At 69.6% G+C, this 16,582-nt stretch carries 13 protein-coding genes; 3 read left to right on the top strand and 10 right to left on the bottom strand.

The genetic code is table 11. From position 1 onward, the window contains the following. The first annotated feature begins 310 nt into the window (after positions 1 to 310). Positions 311 to 1,189 (top strand): L,D-transpeptidase family protein, encoded by an 879-nt coding sequence (locus HUA74_RS45320; protein ID WP_371817180.1) that lies wholly within the window; start codon positions 311 to 313, stop codon positions 1,187 to 1,189. 4 nt (positions 1,190 to 1,193) lie between these two features. On the opposite strand, the gene HUA74_RS01145 is transcribed toward HUA74_RS45320, so the two are convergent. The 6 genes from HUA74_RS01145 to HUA74_RS01120 all read right to left on the bottom strand — a co-directional run bounded on the left by HUA74_RS01145 (position 1,194) and on the right by HUA74_RS01120 (position 10,197). Beyond that, positions 1,194 to 2,951, bottom strand: a complete 1,758-nt coding sequence (locus HUA74_RS01145; protein WP_174453079.1) for an AAA family ATPase — start codon at positions 2,949 to 2,951, stop codon at positions 1,194 to 1,196. Between the two features lie 85 nt (positions 2,952 to 3,036). Continuing rightward, on the bottom strand, positions 3,037 to 5,661 hold the full coding sequence (locus HUA74_RS01140) for a serine/threonine-protein kinase (RefSeq protein WP_174453078.1): 2,625 nt from the start codon (positions 5,659 to 5,661) through the stop codon (positions 3,037 to 3,039). A 120-nt stretch (positions 5,662 to 5,781) separates the two neighbouring features. After that, a complete protein-coding gene (locus HUA74_RS01135) occupies positions 5,782 to 6,564 on the bottom strand; it encodes a hypothetical protein (protein WP_141648165.1) in 783 nt (260 codons plus the stop codon). Beyond that, a complete protein-coding gene (locus HUA74_RS01130) occupies positions 6,561 to 7,844 on the bottom strand; it encodes an ABC transporter permease (protein WP_141648166.1) in 1,284 nt (427 codons plus the stop codon). The genes HUA74_RS01135 and HUA74_RS01130 overlap by 4 nt, the downstream gene beginning before the upstream one ends. Beyond that, positions 7,841 to 8,542 (bottom strand): ABC transporter ATP-binding protein, encoded by a 702-nt coding sequence (locus HUA74_RS01125; protein WP_174453077.1) that lies wholly within the window; start codon positions 8,540 to 8,542, stop codon positions 7,841 to 7,843. The genes HUA74_RS01130 and HUA74_RS01125 overlap by 4 nt, the downstream gene beginning before the upstream one ends. Then, positions 8,539 to 10,197, bottom strand: coding sequence for a hypothetical protein (locus HUA74_RS01120; protein ID WP_174453076.1), 1,659 nt, complete (start codon positions 10,195 to 10,197; stop codon positions 8,539 to 8,541). Before HUA74_RS01120 ends, HUA74_RS01125 begins: the two co-directional genes overlap by 4 nt. Positions 10,198 to 10,496: 299 nt before the next feature. Here HUA74_RS01120 and HUA74_RS01115 point away from each other — a divergent pair, with 299 nt between their 5' ends. Next, entirely contained in the window at positions 10,497 to 10,760 is a 264-nt protein-coding gene (locus tag HUA74_RS01115; RefSeq protein ID WP_174453075.1) for a hypothetical protein, read from the top strand. Positions 10,761 to 10,793: 33 nt separating this feature from the next. On the opposite strand, the gene HUA74_RS01110 is transcribed toward HUA74_RS01115, so the two are convergent. From HUA74_RS01110 to HUA74_RS01100, 3 genes are all read right to left on the bottom strand, one after another. Beyond that, positions 10,794 to 11,561, bottom strand: coding sequence for a hypothetical protein (locus HUA74_RS01110; protein WP_141648175.1), 768 nt, complete (start codon positions 11,559 to 11,561; stop codon positions 10,794 to 10,796). Between the two features lie 76 nt (positions 11,562 to 11,637). Then, positions 11,638 to 12,825, bottom strand: a complete 1,188-nt coding sequence (locus HUA74_RS01105; protein WP_141648170.1) for an ABC transporter substrate-binding protein — start codon at positions 12,823 to 12,825, stop codon at positions 11,638 to 11,640. A 50-nt stretch (positions 12,826 to 12,875) separates the two neighbouring features. After that, positions 12,876 to 13,613 carry a PspA/IM30 family protein gene (locus tag HUA74_RS01100; protein ID WP_141648171.1) on the bottom strand — a complete coding sequence of 246 codons (738 nt, stop codon included), beginning with the start codon at positions 13,611 to 13,613 and terminating at the stop codon, positions 12,876 to 12,878. A gap of 263 nt (positions 13,614 to 13,876) precedes the next feature. On the opposite strand from HUA74_RS01100, the gene HUA74_RS01095 reads away from it, so the two are divergent. Then, positions 13,877 to 15,235, top strand: coding sequence for a sensor histidine kinase KdpD (locus tag HUA74_RS01095; protein WP_254624858.1), 1,359 nt, complete (start codon positions 13,877 to 13,879; stop codon positions 15,233 to 15,235). On the opposite strand, the gene HUA74_RS01090 is transcribed toward HUA74_RS01095, so the two are convergent. Continuing rightward, on the bottom strand, positions 15,221 to 16,573 hold the full coding sequence (locus HUA74_RS01090) for a 5'-deoxyadenosine deaminase (RefSeq protein WP_174453073.1): 1,353 nt from the start codon (positions 16,571 to 16,573) through the stop codon (positions 15,221 to 15,223). The two genes, HUA74_RS01095 and HUA74_RS01090, sit on opposite strands and share 15 nt — an antisense overlap. Positions 16,574 to 16,582 lie beyond the last annotated feature (9 nt).

Here is a 16,582-nt window from a genome sequence, read left to right as displayed (position 1 = left end):
AGTCCGGACGGCACAACGTGGTGAAGGGGCCGGTAAGCTCGCCCACGATTTCGTAAACATCCCGCTGGGTTCGAGCCGCACACTGGCAAAAGACTCGGCCTCACTCGGGACGATAGAGCGAGCCATCACCACCGCCCGCGACATCGCGACCTCACCACGACGTCCGAGCAATCCGGCAACAGTCGCGCCCCCTTTCGGGACACCAGTGCGCACCAGCACCACCGCCCGCGACATCGCAACCGCTCCACGAGGTCCGAGCATCCTCGCAACAGACTCGGCCTCACTCAGGACTCCGGAGCGCACCATCCCCTTGCGCGGCGACGCCCTCGTCAGCGCCAACGCGGTCCTTCCCACTCCCGTGCAGCCCACCACCACGAACGGTTGGGGAAGCTCATCCTGGCTCTCGGTATCCCCGCCCCTCGGCAACGCCCGCTTCACCGGGCTGCCCCAGCTCGTAGACGTTGCGTCCGGACAACAGGTCCTCGGTTCGGGCTCGCGAGGTGACGGCCCGCGCGCGGTACAGACAGCGCTGCTGAAGATGGGCTTCGCGCTCCACGGCGGCGCGGACGGACAGTTCGGTCCGCAGACGGTGCGCGCCCTGCGCAACTTCCAGGTCCACGCGCGTCGCGACTTCCCCTCGGTTAAACCCACGGGCGTCCTGGACGCCCCCACGCTGCGCGCGCTCGATGCCCTGGCCCCCGAGCCCGGCATGCGCGGCCAGTCGCGCGGGACGCCTCCCGCCCTCTACGACGGCCAACCCGTGCGCGTCGTCGTCGCGCTGCGCGAGCACCGCACGTTCCTCTACGACGCGGAGGGCCACCTGCTGGACATCTTCCCGAATGCCTCGGGCACGTCCGCGACGCCCACTCGCGCGGGACTCAAGGTCATCCGGGCCCGACTGGACCAGGCCGCCGCCGAAGCAGCGGGCGCGCGCCTGTGGAACGACCGGCACGTCTTCGGCACGCGCATCCTCGACCTGTCCTGGGCCGACGGCCGGCACTCCGCCGAGGAGCTGCATGGAACCAACGCCCCCGCCCTCTTGGGTGCGGACGTGTCCCATGGCTGCATCCGTCACTCGAACGAAGCCATCATCGTGCTCCACGACGCGCTCTCCGCGGGAGACCGCGTGGCCATCGTGGAGCACGTGGACGACCCGCACCTGGGCGGAACCCCGGTGCCGGTCTCCTGAAGTGCTACCCCGCTTCGAGCAGCGCCTTCAGCTCGCGCACGCGACGGGTGATGGCATCACGGTCCACCGAGCGGTAGACCTCCGGCAGCAGCTCCCGGCTGGTGCACTCCTGCACCGCGACCAGGTTCTGGAGCTCGATTTCCAGCGGGTAGCTGGGGGGCACGAAGTCCGCCAGCACCGCCGCCAGGTCCTCCTTCGCCACGGACTCCCGGCCCTCCGCCAGCGCGCGGAACTTCGAGCGCACCATGACGGCCTCGATGTCCGCGCCGCTGAAGGCCCGAATCCCCTCCGGAATCATCTTGGAGAAGGAATCGATGCCCTCCACCGACACGCCCGTCTTCTTGGACATGACCTGGAACAGCTCGTCCCGCTCCGCGTCCGTCTGCGGATAGAAGAGCGCCAGGTGCTCCTCCGCGCGCCCCTGACGCTTGAGGTCGATGGGCAGCAGGTCCGGCCTCGCCGTCATCAGGAACCAGACAATCTTGCCGCGGTACTGCGTGTTGCCCATGAAGGAGGCGATGGAGCCGAACACGCGGCTGCTCGTCCCCGAATCTCCACCCGAGTCGCGGTTGCCGAGGAAGGTGTCCGCCTCGTCGATCATCACCGCCACCGGCCACAGCGCCTTGAGGAGGTTGAAGATCTTCTCGAGGTTCGCCTCCGTCACACCCTGCCACTGGCTGCGGAAGTTCAGGAACTTCACCACCGGGATTCCAATCTCCCCGGCGAAGCAGCTCACCATGAACGTCTTGCCCGTGCCCACCGGGCCCGACAGCAGGTAGCCCATGGGCATGACCTCGATGCGCCCCTTCTTCAGCGCGGAGGCCGCCTGCCGCAGCATCTGCTTCGCCTTGGCATGTCCGGCGACCGCATCCAGCGTGTGCGTCGGCTCGATGAACTCCAGAAGGCCGTGGCACTCCGCCTGGATGATCTCCTTCTTCTTCTCCTTGAGCAGGTCGGAGGTGATGCGAATCTCCCGCTCCAGCGCCTCCGTCAGCACGCGGTCCAGGTTGATGCGCGACAGGCCGGCCGTCATCTTCGCGAGGCCCGCCAGCGGCACCTCCGACAGCGACTGGAGCCGCTTGCCCTCCAGCTTGTAGCGCACGTACTCCAGCCGCTCCTCCTCGGTGGGCAGCGGCAGTTCAATCGGCGCCACGTACGGGTTGCGGGAGATGCGCGGAGAGATGTCCGCCAGGTTCTCCGCCAGCAGCACCACGGACACGTCGCCCGCGAGGAACTGCGGGTCATGCGCCCACTTGTCCAACGTGGCCAGCACGAAGCGGTCCTCGGACGACAGGTGGGAAATCTCCCCGCCCGGCACCAGCGTCTCCGCGAAGTCGATGATGAGCGCCAGCGAGCGGCCCTCGCTCAGCCGCATCCGCAGGAAGTTCTCCAGAATCTGGAGCGCGCGGCCTGGGTCTCTCGGCGTCACCTTCGCGTAGTCCGTGCCGTACATCGCGTCGTAGCCGGACATCGTCCGCGCCAGGTCCTTCTGCGTCTCCGGCGTGGCCGAGCGGATGCCCGACGAGCGGTCGTAGAAGAGGACGTGGTCCCGCCCGCCGAACAGCTCCTCGGAGAGGAAGGTCTTCAGCGTGCCGAAGCCCCGCCCGCCGTCCTCCAACTGGAGCGGCTGGAGGTCCCTCACCGCCCCGTAGAGCAGGAAGGTGCTGACCGTCTTCGTGTAGTACTTGCGGGCCAACTGCTGCGCCCAACGGGGGAGGTCCGCCAGCGGATCTTCCTTGTGAACCTTGCGCACCTTGCTCACGGACACACGCCTCCTGTCGCTCCCCGGTTCGAGGAGCTGACGCACCCGCTTCCCACGAGGGAAGCGGGGCTCGATTTCATGAAATCTAACGGCAGCGGGGCTGACGCTTGAGGGAAACCGTCGCCGTGGCGATGGATTCTCCGGCCTCCGGCGCGGGGACGTCCACCTCCGCGTCGTTGTGGCACTTCAGCTTCAGGGTGAGCTGACGCACGTTCGGGGACACCAGCACCGTGGCCGGCGTCTCCCCCAGCTCCTGGCCACCCGCGAAGATGACCGCGCCCGCCGGCTTGGAGTCGATCTTCACCGACACCTTGGACACCACCGGCTCCAGCTTCAGCGACACCTCGAACGGACCGTCACCCGTCAACGGCACGCGCTTGGAGGCGGGCTTGTGCTGCGGCGCGCTGATTTCCACCACCCACTCCTGGCCGGAGATGGGGACGCCCTTGATGAACGCGTCCGAAGCGCCCTGCGCCCGGATGACCTTGCCGTCCACCTTCACCTGGGCATCCGAGGGCTGAGTGACGAGCACCAGCGACGCGGTGCGCACCAGGCTCTCCAGTGCGACTTCCACCGGCTCCACGCCCTTGCCACTGTTGACCTGGAGGGTCCGCGTGAAGGTCTTGTAGCCCTCCGCGCTCACCGTCACCATGACCTGCCCCGCCGTCACCTCGCGCAAGAGCGTGGTGCCACCGCTCTCCACGGGGATGGGCTGGGTGTCCAGCGTCACCTGCATCCGACCTCGCACCTCGGGCGGCACGCGCTGGAGATCCAGCATGACGTAGCCGACCCCCGGACGCGTCGCCACCCACCCCACGAGGAGGAGCACCAGCAGCGCCACGGCGCCGCCCACCCCATAGAGCACCCGCTTGTCCAGGCTCCGTCGGCCCAGCGCGGGCACGGCGGCGGTCGGCCGGTCTTCCTGGTCGTCGTCCTCGTCCTGCTCGACGTGACGCGGCGGAGGCGGCCTCGGCGGAGTTCCCGCGCCGAGCATGGGAGGCGGACGCGAGTTGTTCTGCAGCCCCTCCGCCAGCGCCGCGCGGGAGAGCCCCTGCGAGACATCCGGCGGGAGCGCCGAGCGCGAAATCCCCTGCGAGGTGTCCGGCGCGGGCCCGTCCCGGACGATGCGGGGCAGCCCATCATTTCCGCCACGGCTGCCACGCGGCCCGGGGGCCGACGCGGCGACTTCCGAGGGCATCAGCGTGGGCACCGTCACCGAGGGACGTGGCGGCGCGCCCGCGGGCGTCAGCACGGGCATCGGCTGGGACATCCTCGGGGGGGCCTGGGGTGGGACGATCGACGTCTTGCCCGTGGTGGGCTCCTCGTCCTCGTCGCCCTGGGACTGGGCGCGCGTCTCCAGCGGAGTGACGGTGCGGCCCACCGTCGCTCCAGGCTGCGTGGTCGGCTCCGGCCTGTCGTCGAAGACGTGGTCGCTGGACACCAACTGCGTGGCCTGGATCTCGTCCTCCTTGGGCGCGGGCGCGGCGGTGGCCGCCGTCAACCGGGGCAACGCCGCCAGCGTGGGCGAGCGCCGCACGCCGGTGGGCGACACGGACCCCATCGTCGCGGTGGCCCGGGGCGGCGCGGCCACCGGCTGCACCACGGGAACCGCCTGCGGAGGCGGAGGCTGCGGAGCCGCCGCGGGCATGGCCATCATCCCGCCCGAGCCTCCCGTGCTGAAGCCCGTCGCCGCTTCGAGCGCGGCGAGCATGCCATCGGGAGGACGGATGTCGGCGTAGTCGGACAGGCGCTGCTTCTCGCGCTCCACTTCCTCCGCGAAGGTGGACTTCATGTACTGCATGAGGTCCTTGCGGCCGAAGATGGTCTCACTGGTGATGAGGAAGCGCTGCAGGTCGTCGCCCAGCTCGCTGGCGTACTGGTAGCGCTCGTCCACGTCCTTGGCGAGCGCGCGCATGACGATCTTCTCCAGCACCTCCGGGATGCGCCGGTTGTACGTGGACGGCGGCGGCACCTCGGCCTTGCGCACCTTCTCCAGCACGCTGAAGTCGCTGTCGCCCACGAAGAGCCGCTCGCCGGTGAGCATCTCGTAGAGACACACGCCGATGGCGAACACGTCCGAGCGCCGGTCCAACGGCAGGCCGCGGATCTGCTCCGGGCTCATGTAGCCGAACTTGCCCTTGAGGATGCCCGCCTGCGTCTTGGTCGCCTTGCCCGCCGCCTTGGCGATGCCGAAGTCGATGACCTTGACCTCGCCCTCGAAGGAGATGAGGACGTTCTGCGGCGAGATGTCGCGGTGGACGATGTTCATGTCCCGCCCCATCCCGTCCTTCTTGCGGTGGGCGTAGTCCAGGCCCTCGCACATCTTCGACAGGCAGAAGGCCACCAGCGGCACGGGCGCGGGCTCACCCTTCTTCCGGCACCGGTCGAAGATGGCCCGCATGTCCTTGCCGGGGATGTACTCCATCGAGATGAAGTAGCTGCTGGCGATCTGCCCCAGCTCGTAGATCTGCGCGATGTTGGCGTGGCTCAGCTGAACGCTGATCTTCGCCTCATCGATGAACATCGAGATGAACTCTTCGTCCTCCGCGATGTTCGGCAGGATGCGTTTGATCGCCACGAGCCGCTCGAAGCCGCTCGCGCCGAACTGCTTGCCGCGCCACACCTCCGCCATGCCGCCGATGTTGACGCGGTCCAGTAGGAGGTACTTCCCGAATGGGATGGGCTGACGCTTCGGTTGAGAGGTCGTCACGTGGGGGAGGGTCCGTTCGACGGGAGCCTAGCGATCGCCCCTCTGTAGGGTCAACCTCGCGGCGACCCTCACGCGCTCTCCAGGCGAGCAGGCAACAGGCGCGTAGCAGCGCCATTTTTCTCAAGGTTGAAGACTGGAGGTGCCGCCGTCCGTGCCGTCCTCGGCCGCGGGCCCCGGAACCTCCCGGAACGCGTCCCCCGGTTCGGCCTGTTCCTCGTCGGAAATCGCGGGCTGGACGAGCAGGAAGCGCAGCTTGCCGCCCGCGGACAGCAGCTCCGGCGCGCCGAAGCGATTCTCCTCGGCCAGGCCCACCATCGTCACCCAGGCCCCCTTGCGCTCCGGCGCGACACAGTACAGCAGCGTTCCGGGCCGCACCCCTGGGGCATCCCGCACCGGGCCCTCGCAGTCCTTTCGGACCTGGAGGGCATAGGCCGTGAGCGGCTCCCCACGCACCAGGTAGGGAGGGCGGCCGAGCTCTTCCAGCAGGGGCTGGAGCACGCGAGGGTCCTCGGCCACCGCGTCCTGGGTGGACAGCGCCTGGGCGAGCTTGTGGAAGCGCTGCAGGCTCATGGACGCCATGTCCGTGGAGTCGATGGGGATGCGGCTCTCCGACAGGACCAGGTCCGCGAAGAGCGCGCCGACCAGGAGGATGGGCAGGAGCCGGTAGCCCTTGAAGTCCTCGACCTTGCCCCGCGCAAGTCCGCCCAGGACAACGACGGCGGTCGCCAGGGCGGCCAGCGCCAGCACCACCGCGGGGCGCACGGGCGAGGGCAGCTCGACGAGGGCCGAGACATCCGCGGTGCGAGCTCGCAGCGCGTCCGCGAGGTCCCCTCCGTAGATCCAGGCGATGGCGGCCAGGCTGAGCACATTGCCCAGCAGCGTCTTTCGGGAGGGAAGCTTCATCCGGCGAGTGTCCGTGCGGGGTCGGTGGCGGCGGCGCGGCGGCTGGGAAAGTAGGCCCCGGCCAGCGCGGCCAGGAGTCCCAGCACCACTCCACCCAGCACCACCGGCCAGGGGAAGGAGAAGAAGCTGTCGGGCTTGTACGGGAAGTTGGGCAGGTAGCCCGCGGCGAAGCGGTTGACGCCGAAGGAAGTGAGCAGCGCCACGGCGGTGCCAATGGCCCCGCCCACGAGTCCCACCACGGCGGCCTCGGCCAGGACGATGGCCCGGATGTCCGAGCGCGACGCCCCCACCGCCTGCATCACACCAATCTCCTTGGCGCGCGCGCGCACCGAGGCCGACAGCGCGTGGGCGATGTTCACCGCCGCCAGGATGCAGATGAGGATGGACAGCAGCGCCAGCGCGGAGGTCGTGAGCGCGACGGCCGCGCCCGTGTTCTCCGCCATGCGGCGCTCCTGGTCGTCGATCTCCAGGCCCATGGCCTTCACCGCGTCCACCAGCGCGGGCACCTTGGACGGGTCCGTGGCGACGAGCGTGACACCCGTGAAGGTGTCCGCGTCCACGCCCGCCTCGCGGTTGATGCGCATCGCTGTCTCCAGCGGAATGGTGATGCCGGCGAACATGGCCCGGTCCGACGCCCCCACCACCTGCGTCTGCGCGGAGCGGCTGGGTCCCGACGCGGAGTTCGCCGCCACGTAGGAGCGGTTGAACTCCACCGGGAAGCCGAAGCCGACAAGCATGCTCGCGGAGAGCTGCGGCAGCTTGCGCGCCGGGGCGAACGTCTTGTTGTACAGCTCCAGGAGCCGCGTGGAGACGAGCGCCGGAATCGGCTGCCCTTCACCCGGGTCCTTGAACTCGCCCATCTGCACGTCGCCCTTCACGAGCGCCGGCTCCACGCCCACCGCCAGCACCTCCATGCCCATGCGCAGCTTGGTGCCGAAGAAGGCCCCGTCGTAGCGGGTCACCGCGGGCACGCGCACGCTCATCTTCCGATGCGCCGCCTCCACGCCGGGCAGCGAGCGCAGGCGCTCCACCGCCTCCGCGTCCAGCTTGCCGCCCCCCAGCAGCGAGCCCAGCGACACCGCCGGGGGCACCACGTCCAGCAGTCGCGCGTCGGTGGGGAAGATCTTCTCGCGGATGACGCGGCCCACGCCCAGGCCCAGGCCGATGAAGAACACCAGCGTGCCCACGCCCATCGCCACGCCGAACGCGGAGAAGAAGGCCCCCCGGCGCTCGCGCGCGAGGCTCAGTCGCACCAGTCGAGACAGCGCGTCCAGTCTCACGGAGCACCTCCCAGGGCCGCGCGCTCCGGTGCGGGCTCTTCCACGAGCTTGCCCTCCTTGAGCCGCAACACCCGCCGCGCGGCCGCGCTCATCCGTTCCTCGTGTGTGACGGCGAGCACGGTGAGTCCCTCGCGGTGCAGCTCACGGAAGAGCTGAATGACCCCGTCGCCCGTGGTCGCATCCAGATTGCCTGTGGGCTCGTCACACAAGAGCAGCCGAGGTCCGCCGTAGAGGGCGCGGGCGATGGCCACACGCTGACGCTCGCCCCCGGACAGGCGCACCGGGGCGCGGTCCTTCTTCGCGCCCAGGCCCACGCGCTCCAGCAGGGCTTCCGCGCGCTTGACGGCGTCGGGAGTGCGCGGACCGAAGTACGAGGGCAGCAGTACGTTCTCCAGCGCCGACAGGTTGGGGATGAGGTGGAAGGACTGGAAGACGAAGCCCACGTGCGTGTTGCGGAAGCGCGCCAGGTCCTTGTCCTTCAGGCCCCCGAGCGTCACTCCGCCCACCTTCACCTCGCCCCGGTAGTCGACATCCAGGCCGCCCAACAGGTGCAGCAGCGTGGATTTGCCGCTGCCGGACGGGCCCACCACCGCGACGAAGTCCCCGGCTTCGACGTCCAGGGTCATTCCGTCGAGCACCCGCACCCGGGTGCCATCTCCATCCAGATATTCCTTGGTGACGTCTCGAGCGTGAATCACGGAGTGGCCGGCTGGGTCGTGGTGGAAGACGGCGAGGTGGGGGTGAGGCGCAGGGACATCTCCGCCTGGAGCGCGCGCTCCTTGCGAGACACGGACAGCGTCACGGCGCGAAGGTCATCGGTGGCCTCCAGCCAGCGCACGGTGGTGGCCTTGATGGCGAAGCCGCCAATGCCCCACGCCTCAGACGGGAGGTTCTTCACCGAGTCCGCCAGCCGGCGCAAATCCAGCACCGCGCTGAACGCGGCGTCCTGGCCCACGTCCTTCAGGTCCGAGGTCAGCGGCCCTTCGCCGGCCTTCGCCGCGAGGGCGGTGAGCGAGGCCTCCAACTGCGACTGGGGCGAGGCGACCAGCAACTTGCCGTTGGGCCCGAGCGCGAAGTGGGCGCCCTCCCCCGCGCGATACGAGGTGAGGTACACGCGCTGGCCCTTCAGGTCGGAGGCCTCCACCTTGGCGCCGAAGTCGCTGGAGATCTGCGGCAGCTTCTCCAGGAGGGCCTGCGTCCGCGTGGCGTCCTCCAGCTCCGACAGGGCCACCAGGTTGACGAAGCGGAAGGGGTTGGTGCGGCGCAAATCGAGCGCGGGCATGCCGGAGCCCAGCTGCACCTTGGGCGACAGCGACAGGCCCAGCACCGTGCCCGGCTTGAAGTTGTCGAGCACCTCCGCCTTCACGTCGAGCCCGCTCTTCTGCACCGCGCGCGTCAGGTAGTCGCCCACGAGGTAGGGCCACACGCCGTCGAGCTGGGACGGGTCGCCCCGGAAGCGCGCCACGAAGAAGCTGTCCGGAGGCAGGAAGCCGCGCAGGTCCGCCGCGTCCTTCACCGGGTCCAGCGCGGCCAGCGACTCCTTCGTGTCCGGCCACGGCGCGTCCGCGTGGACGGTGACGGCACGGTCATCGACGAGCCCGGTGAGCGTGAGCCCCTGCACGGTGCCCGCGGGGAGCAGCAGGCCCGCGCCGCCGGGGATGAACACGTGGAAGTCTCGCTTCGACGGCAGGCGCTGGAGCGAAGCGGCCAGCACGGGCTCCTTCGCGAGCGACCTTTCCTCGGCCTGGCTGGCCAGGGGGCGCAGCGATGCGACGGAGGGCCCCGCGCCCAGGAGCGCGAACTTCCCGCCGCTGATGAAGAGCAGGCCCAGCGCCGCGGCGGGGTGGCCCGGGCGGTTGAAGGTGACGAGCTTGCCGCCCACGCCGCTCTCCTCCTTCTTCTCGGAGGCTCCAAGTCGGGTGCGCGCGAAGCCGGCGAACGTCGCCTCGAGCTTCTCCGCGTCCCTGACACCCACGACGGAGATGGCGCGACCGTCACCGAGGAAGGCCGCGCCAGCGCCCAGCTCGGGAGCAAGGCCCGCGGCCTCCAGGGCCTGACGGCTGCGCAGGTCGACGCCCACCTGCCGCATCACCGCATTCACATAGCCCTCCGCCGAGGAGAAGCTCTGGAGCTGGGCGGCGAAGGAGGCGACCTTCAGGTTCTGGAAGCGCGCCAGCTTCTCTCCGAGCGCTCCCAGGTCGTGGATGACGACGGAGGCTTGCGCATCGCGAGGCAGGTAGCGCGCGGGGCCGGAGGCCGTCGGGGCGACGGGCCCCTCGTCCTTGCCACAGCGTGAGCAGCCCGCGATGGCGAGCACGAGGAGGAGGGTCGGAAGCCAGGCTCGGCGGAACATGACGGCAGGACAGGACGGCTGGGGCGGAGAGTCAATGTATTCCTGTGCGCGGCGTACGTCCGCCTCCCGGCCAAGGGACCCGGATGATGGGCAGGCAACTTCCACGAGACTCGATGCCCGCCACAGAGGCTTCGGAGGGGAGGCCCCACCAGCAACCCGCGACGTCAATGCGACAGCAAGCCATGCCGCCAGATTGCCAATCTGACGGAGTCCCGAGGGCCACTCCAACGTGACCCGTCACGGGGCGCGAGGGCACGGCGCTTGAAACACGAGCGATGCCCATTCGCCGAGGAGTCCCCATGACGCTCATCGAGATGCTGGTGATTCTGAGTGCCCTCGCGGGCGCCGTCGTCGGAGCCGTCTTCGGGTGGCGTATCCATCCCGCCGTCAGCCTCGTGGGCCTCTTCGTCGGCGGAGGGCTGGGCATCTACGCCTGCCAGGGACTTCTCATGGGGGCAGTGACCGTCGGCATCCTCATGACGGAGGGCCCCCGCGGAGTCATTGCGTTCTGGAAGAAGCCCCTTCCTCCGCGAGACAGAGGAAGGGACGAGCAGCCCCCATGATGCGCAACCCAGGCGAAGCTCCGCGACGACGCGTCAGCGCACCCGCGAGCCATGCGGCAGCGGGCCGCGAGTCTCCTCGGTGAACTCCAGGAACTGCTCCATCTGCCGCACGGACTCGTCGGTGGCCTCGGCCTCCGCGCTCAGCATGGTGAGCTGCCGGTTGACGACCTCCGGGTCCCGGATGGCGATCGACTGCTCGTGCGTCAGCCGCATCATGTCTTCGATGCCTGCGAGCTGGTGGCTGACCACTTCCCGGCTCTCGCTCGCCTGTTCGAAGCGCGCCAGCCGCTTGCGAAGAATATCCACCCGGTTCTGCTTCACGTCCTTCAGCCGGGGATTCGTCTCGCGCGCCACGTCCTCTTCCAGTTCCCGCACGTCCTTCTCCAGGTGTCCCCGGTCGGAGCTGTTGAGGTACGAGCGGTACTGGTTCAGCGTGGAGATGAGCCGCAGGAACGACGTCAGCAGTGCGTCCAGGCGCGGCTCGCTGTCGGACTCCAGCACCTTGCCGCCCGGCAGCTTGCGGTAGTTGGCGAGAATCTTTTCCTTGAGGCCAACGAGCTGCTGGTAGTGCTCGCGCTGCGACGGCGCCAGGTCCGCCAGCAGCGAGTCCACCGCCTTGCGCGCGGCCTCCGGGTCCGTGGGCTCCCGCGAGCGGATGGCCCGCTGGAAGCGCGGCATGGACGAGAAGAGGCCCAGGTACAGCCCCTCCAGCCCGAGCGCCAGCAAGGCGGGCAACGGCTCGCCCGTCAGCGCCGCCGAAGCGGCCGCCGTGCCCAACCCCACCAGGTTGGCCGGCAGCATGAATGCGGCCTTGATGTAGTTCGGCGACTTCTTCGCCACGTCCGACCTCCCCTTCCCGGCGCCCGGTCGACTTGCCTCAGGGACCGCGCGCCTCCGACACGTACTTCAACGCTCCCAGGTCCCTCGTATCCTCCGCGAGTGGCACCTGGGGTCCCTGCTTGAGCTTCTGGAAGAGCGCGGCGGCGCTCTGGTACAGCTCGTCATAGGTGACCGGCGCCTCGCCGGAAAGGCCGAAGAACGCTCGATTGTCCGCCAGTGTCGCGGGCGGCGCGCTGCGGATGGCCTCAATCGGGTCACCCAGGTACGGCGCCACCTCACCCAGCATCCGAGCCCCCGCCGTCGGGTCCTTCAGCACGCTCTGCCCCGCGTCCAGCATCCCGCGCAGCACCCGCCTCACCGCGTCCGGATAGCGCGCCGCGAAATCCCCCCGCGCCACCAGCACCGTCGCCACCAGGTGCGGCGCATCCGCCGTCGTCGCGAGCACCGCGCCGCCCCGGTCCTTCGCCGCCAGCTCCACGTCGCCCCACAGCCCCACCACCGCGTCCGCGCGGCCCTCGCGCAGCGCTCGCCCGGCATCCAGCGTGGAGGGCAGGTCCACCCAGCGCACGTCCGTCGTCCGCAGCCCCGCTCGCGCCAGCACCCACAGCGCGAAGTAGTGCGTGGAGCTGAACGGATAGACGCCCACGCGTTTGCCTCGCAGGCTCGCCAGGTCCGTCACGCCCACCGCCGCGAGCGCCTCCTGCCCCCGGCTTCGTCCCGCCAGCAATATCGTCCTCGGCGCCGCGTCCCGCAGGCCCGGGGCCCACGACGCCAGCCGGTCCACCGACAGCATGGCCATGTCCACGCCGCCGTTCTCCGCGCCAATGGCCAGGGCCTGCCGCAGCTCCTCCTCTCGGCCGAAGAGCACCGCCCGCGCGTCCAGCGCATAGGCCGTCTTCAGGAAGCCCTGCGCCGCGTTCGGAGGGGGCGCGGGGTTGTCCAGCGTCGTCGCCCCACCGGCCGCCACGAGCAGCCCCGCCGCCGAGCCGCGCGGCGTGAAACCGATGAGCACCGGCCGCAGCGGCACGGACGCCACGTCCGCCACCGGCGCCGACACGCCCGCGGGAAAGTCTCCGGGAGACAGGCGGATCGCCTCGCGCACGGAGGGAAAGAAGCGCGCCTGGAGGGTGTCCAGATATCCCATGCGGGATGCGAGCACCCAGCCCGCGCCCAACGCGCACAGGAACAGGAAGAGAAAGAGACCTGGCCCACGGTGGAGCTTCATCCGTCAGTTCCCAGGTCTCTTCCCTTCATCATGATGCCGACCGCCGGGGCCTACTCGACCCCGACCTTCTTGCCGATGGTCTTCCCCGTCTGTCCACTCACGTCAGACACCGGGGCGGGGCTCTCCATCAGCCCCATCTCCATCTTGAACTGCTTCACCAGCTCGTTGGCCTGGATCTTCTCGGCCTCTTCCTCAATCTGCGCGGACTGGTGGTCCACCGACTCGAGCGCCATCTGCATGCGCGCCTCGTTCACGGCGGTCCGCTCCTCCACCTTGCGCAGCATCTCGTCGTGCGTCGAGTCGATGCCGGCGACGGTGAAGGACTCCATCGTGTCGGCCACCTTGGCCTGCCACTTGGCGCGTCGCGCGTCGCGAATGGCCGTCATGGCCTCCGCCGTCTTCTTGTCCTTCTCCCGCATGAACGCCTTCTTGACGTTCAGCGCCTTCTCGTACGCCAGCCGCGCCGTCTCCAGCTGCGCCTCGTTGCGCGCCAGCGCTTCCTTCTCCACCTGGAGCTTCGTCGCGTACTGCGCCGCCAGGTCGTCGCGACCGGCCTGGATGGCGGCCTTCACCTTGGCCGTCAGCCCGCGCACGTCGTCCTTGTACTTGGTGTTCTCCTTCTCCAGCAGCGTCACATTCGCCCGGACCATGGCGATGGACTCATTCATCTTCGGGACCTGGTCGTTCAGGTCACGGATGTTCTGCTCGAGGATGAGCTCCGGATCCTCGATGGAGGAGACGAAGAAGCCCGCGAAGCTGCGCAACGCCCTCTTGAGTCTGTCCCACATATCGCCGGTCTACCTCCGTCCAGACCTACTTCCAGCCACCTTACACGAACTCAGGGGGGAGCAAGCAGCCGCATCCACCCCTCTGATCAGTGCTACGCGAACTCACCTAAGGCGATTGCCCACCACCCACAAGTCCCATCGCGCCTCCCTGCTCGCACGCCGCCAGTGAGGGCCCGCGAGCCGTCCCCTGGCGGCCTCCCCCAAGTGGGGGACTTGCCCCGGCGCCGGGAAGCGGGGAAAACCCTGCCCCAGTGGACAGTGCGTTGGGTTGGACCCACTCCTCCTTCGATGACTCGCTGGCGCGCGCCGTGGACGCCCAGCGACGAAGCGTGCTGGGCACGGGCGCGGCGGTGCGGCTCGTCGGCGCGACGCTCTTCCTGATTCTCACCACCACGCTGTGGCTGACCGGTGGCGAGGACTGGAGCCCCTACCCGCTCCTGCTGGTGCCCTATGTGGGCGTGGCGACGGTGCTCTTCGTCGTGCGCAACCGCCCCGAGGCCAGCTGGTTGGGCATCGTCCAGTCCCCCGTGGACGTCGCCCTCGTCTATGGCCTGCAACACCTGGCCCTCCCCATCTCGCCCTTTCCGGCCGGGGTGGCGGGCTTCAGCCTGGGCCTCTTCGCCCTCGTCGTGACGCTCAGCGGGCTCGCCCTGCGCCCCACCGTCGTCTACGGCACGGCCGCGCTGTCGTCGGTGGCCCAGGCGGCGCTGATGCGCGAGGCGGGCGTCGGCTGGGGCGCGGTGGTCATCGCCGTCGTCACCCTGATGATGGTCGCGGCGGTGAAGCACTACGGCACCGGGAGGGTGCGCGTGCTCGCGGTGGCCCTCACCCGCGCGGAAGTGGACAGCGCCCTGGAGGCCCGCCGGTTCCAGGAGGTCGAGGAGGCCCGGCGCATCATCGCCAGGATGCTCGACGAGGAGCACGCGAAGAACGACGAGCTCCGGGCGCTCCAGCACGACAAGGAGCTGCTGACGCAGTTCCTCGTCCATGACCTGCGCTCGCCCCTGTCGGCGCTGACCATGACGCTGGCCTGGATGGAGCAGGAGCTCCCCCAGGGCCACCTCCACGAGTCCGCGCGCACGGGCCTGGCCGTCACCGCGCGCCTGGACCGGATGATCACCGACATGATGGACGTGCCCCGGCTGGAGCAGGGCCGGCTGGAGCCCCGCAAGGTGCCGCTCGACATGGGCCGCCTGCTCGAGGACGTGCGCCGCTCGCTGGAGAACGTGGCCCGCGCCCGCAAGCTCACCCTGGACGTCGTCGCGCCCCGAACGCTGGCACTGAACGGAGACCCGGAGCTGCTCGTCCGCGTGGTGGAGAACCTGGCCACCAATGCCCTGCGCTACGCGCCCACGGGTGGCCGCGTGCGGCTGGAGGGCGGCACCGACGCCCAGGGCGCCTGGCTTGCGGTGCGCAACGACGGCCCGCCGATTCCAGGCGAGCTGCGCGCGCGACTCTTCGACAAGTACGTGCAGGGCGACCAGGAGCGAGACAACCGCCGGGGCTACGGCCTGGGACTGTACTTCTCCCGACTGGCCGCGGAGGCCCACGGAGGAACGCTCTCCGTGGAGGACACCTCGGACTGGCCCACGTCCTTCGTGCTGCGGCTACCGACCGCCTGAACCCCGGGCGCGCTGCCGACGGCGGAGGATGCGCTCGACGTTGGACTTCGCGCTGGCCATCACCGACGACGCGTCCAGCGTGGTCAGCACGCCGTCCTTCAACACTGGCTTGCCGTCGATGAAGACGTGCGTCACGTCGCTGCCGCGCGCGGAGTGCACCAGCGGGGCCAGGATGTCCTCGGCCGAGGGACCGCAGTGCAGGCCGCTCACATCCACCACGGTGATGTCGGCGCGCTTGCCCTGCTCGAGCGAACCCACCTCGTCCTCCAGCCCCAGCGCCCGGGCGCCGTTCAGCGTGGCCATCTCCAGGACGCGCAGGGGCGTCATCGCGCGAGGCCCCACGCGAGGGTTGTGCAGCACCGCCGCGAGCCGCATCTCGTGGAAGATGTCGAGCGTGTTGTTGCAGGGCGCGCCATCCGAGCCCAGCGCCACCGTCACGCCGGCCTCCAGCAGCTCCGGCACCTTGGCGATGCCCGAGGCGAGCTTGAGGTTGGAGCCGGGGCAGTGGCACACCACGGTGTGCGTCTCACGGATGATTTCCTGCTCCTCCGCGGACAACCACACGCAGTGGGCCAGCGTCACGTGCCGCCCCGTCAGCCCCAGCGTGTGGAAGAAGTCGACGTTGTCCCGGCCGCCCGAGTACTGGCGCACCGCGTCCGTCTCCTTCGCGTTCTCACTGGCGTGGGTGTGGATGCGCACGTTGTGCTCGCGCGACAGCTTCGCCACCTCGCGCATCAGCTCCGGCGTGCAGGACAACACGAAGCGGGGCGCGAAGGCGTAGCGCAGCCGCCCGTCGTGCGTGCCGTGCCAGCGCTCCAGCAGCGCCAGGCTGTGGGCCAGCGACTCCGCGGTGGATTCGCGCAGGCCGTCGGGCACGTTGGCGCCCGCGTCCATCATCGCCTTGCCACCCACCAGCCGGAAGCCGGAGTCCCGCGCGGACTCGAAGACCGCGTCGTAGTGATGCACGCTGCCCATGTCGAGCGCGGCCGTGGAGCCCGAGCGGATCAACTCCGCGAAGGTCAGGTCCGCCGACGCGCGCATGGAGGCCGCGTCATGGGACGCCTCGAAGGGCCAGATGCGCTCGCGAAGCCAGTCGAGCAGCTCCATCCCATCCGCGCGGCCCCGGAACAGCGTCTGGCAGGCGTGCAGGTGGCCATGGATGAGGCCCGGCAGCACCACCTTCCCCGCCACGTCCACCACGCGCCGCGTTCCACGGGCCTTCAGGCCCCGTCCCACCTTCGCGATGCGCCCGTCCTGGACGAGCACATCAGCGCCCACGAGCACCTCTCGCTCGCGGTTCATCGTCACCACGGTGCCGCCGGTCAGAAGCAGATCCACGGGTGCTCA

The sequence above is a fragment of the Myxococcus sp. CA051A genome, assembly GCF_013336705.1.
Taxonomy (GTDB): domain Bacteria; phylum Myxococcota; class Myxococcia; order Myxococcales; family Myxococcaceae; genus Myxococcus; species Myxococcus llanfairpwllgwyngyllgogerychwyrndrobwllllantysiliogogogochensis.
This window is presented reverse-complemented; position numbering and strand designations above follow the sequence as displayed.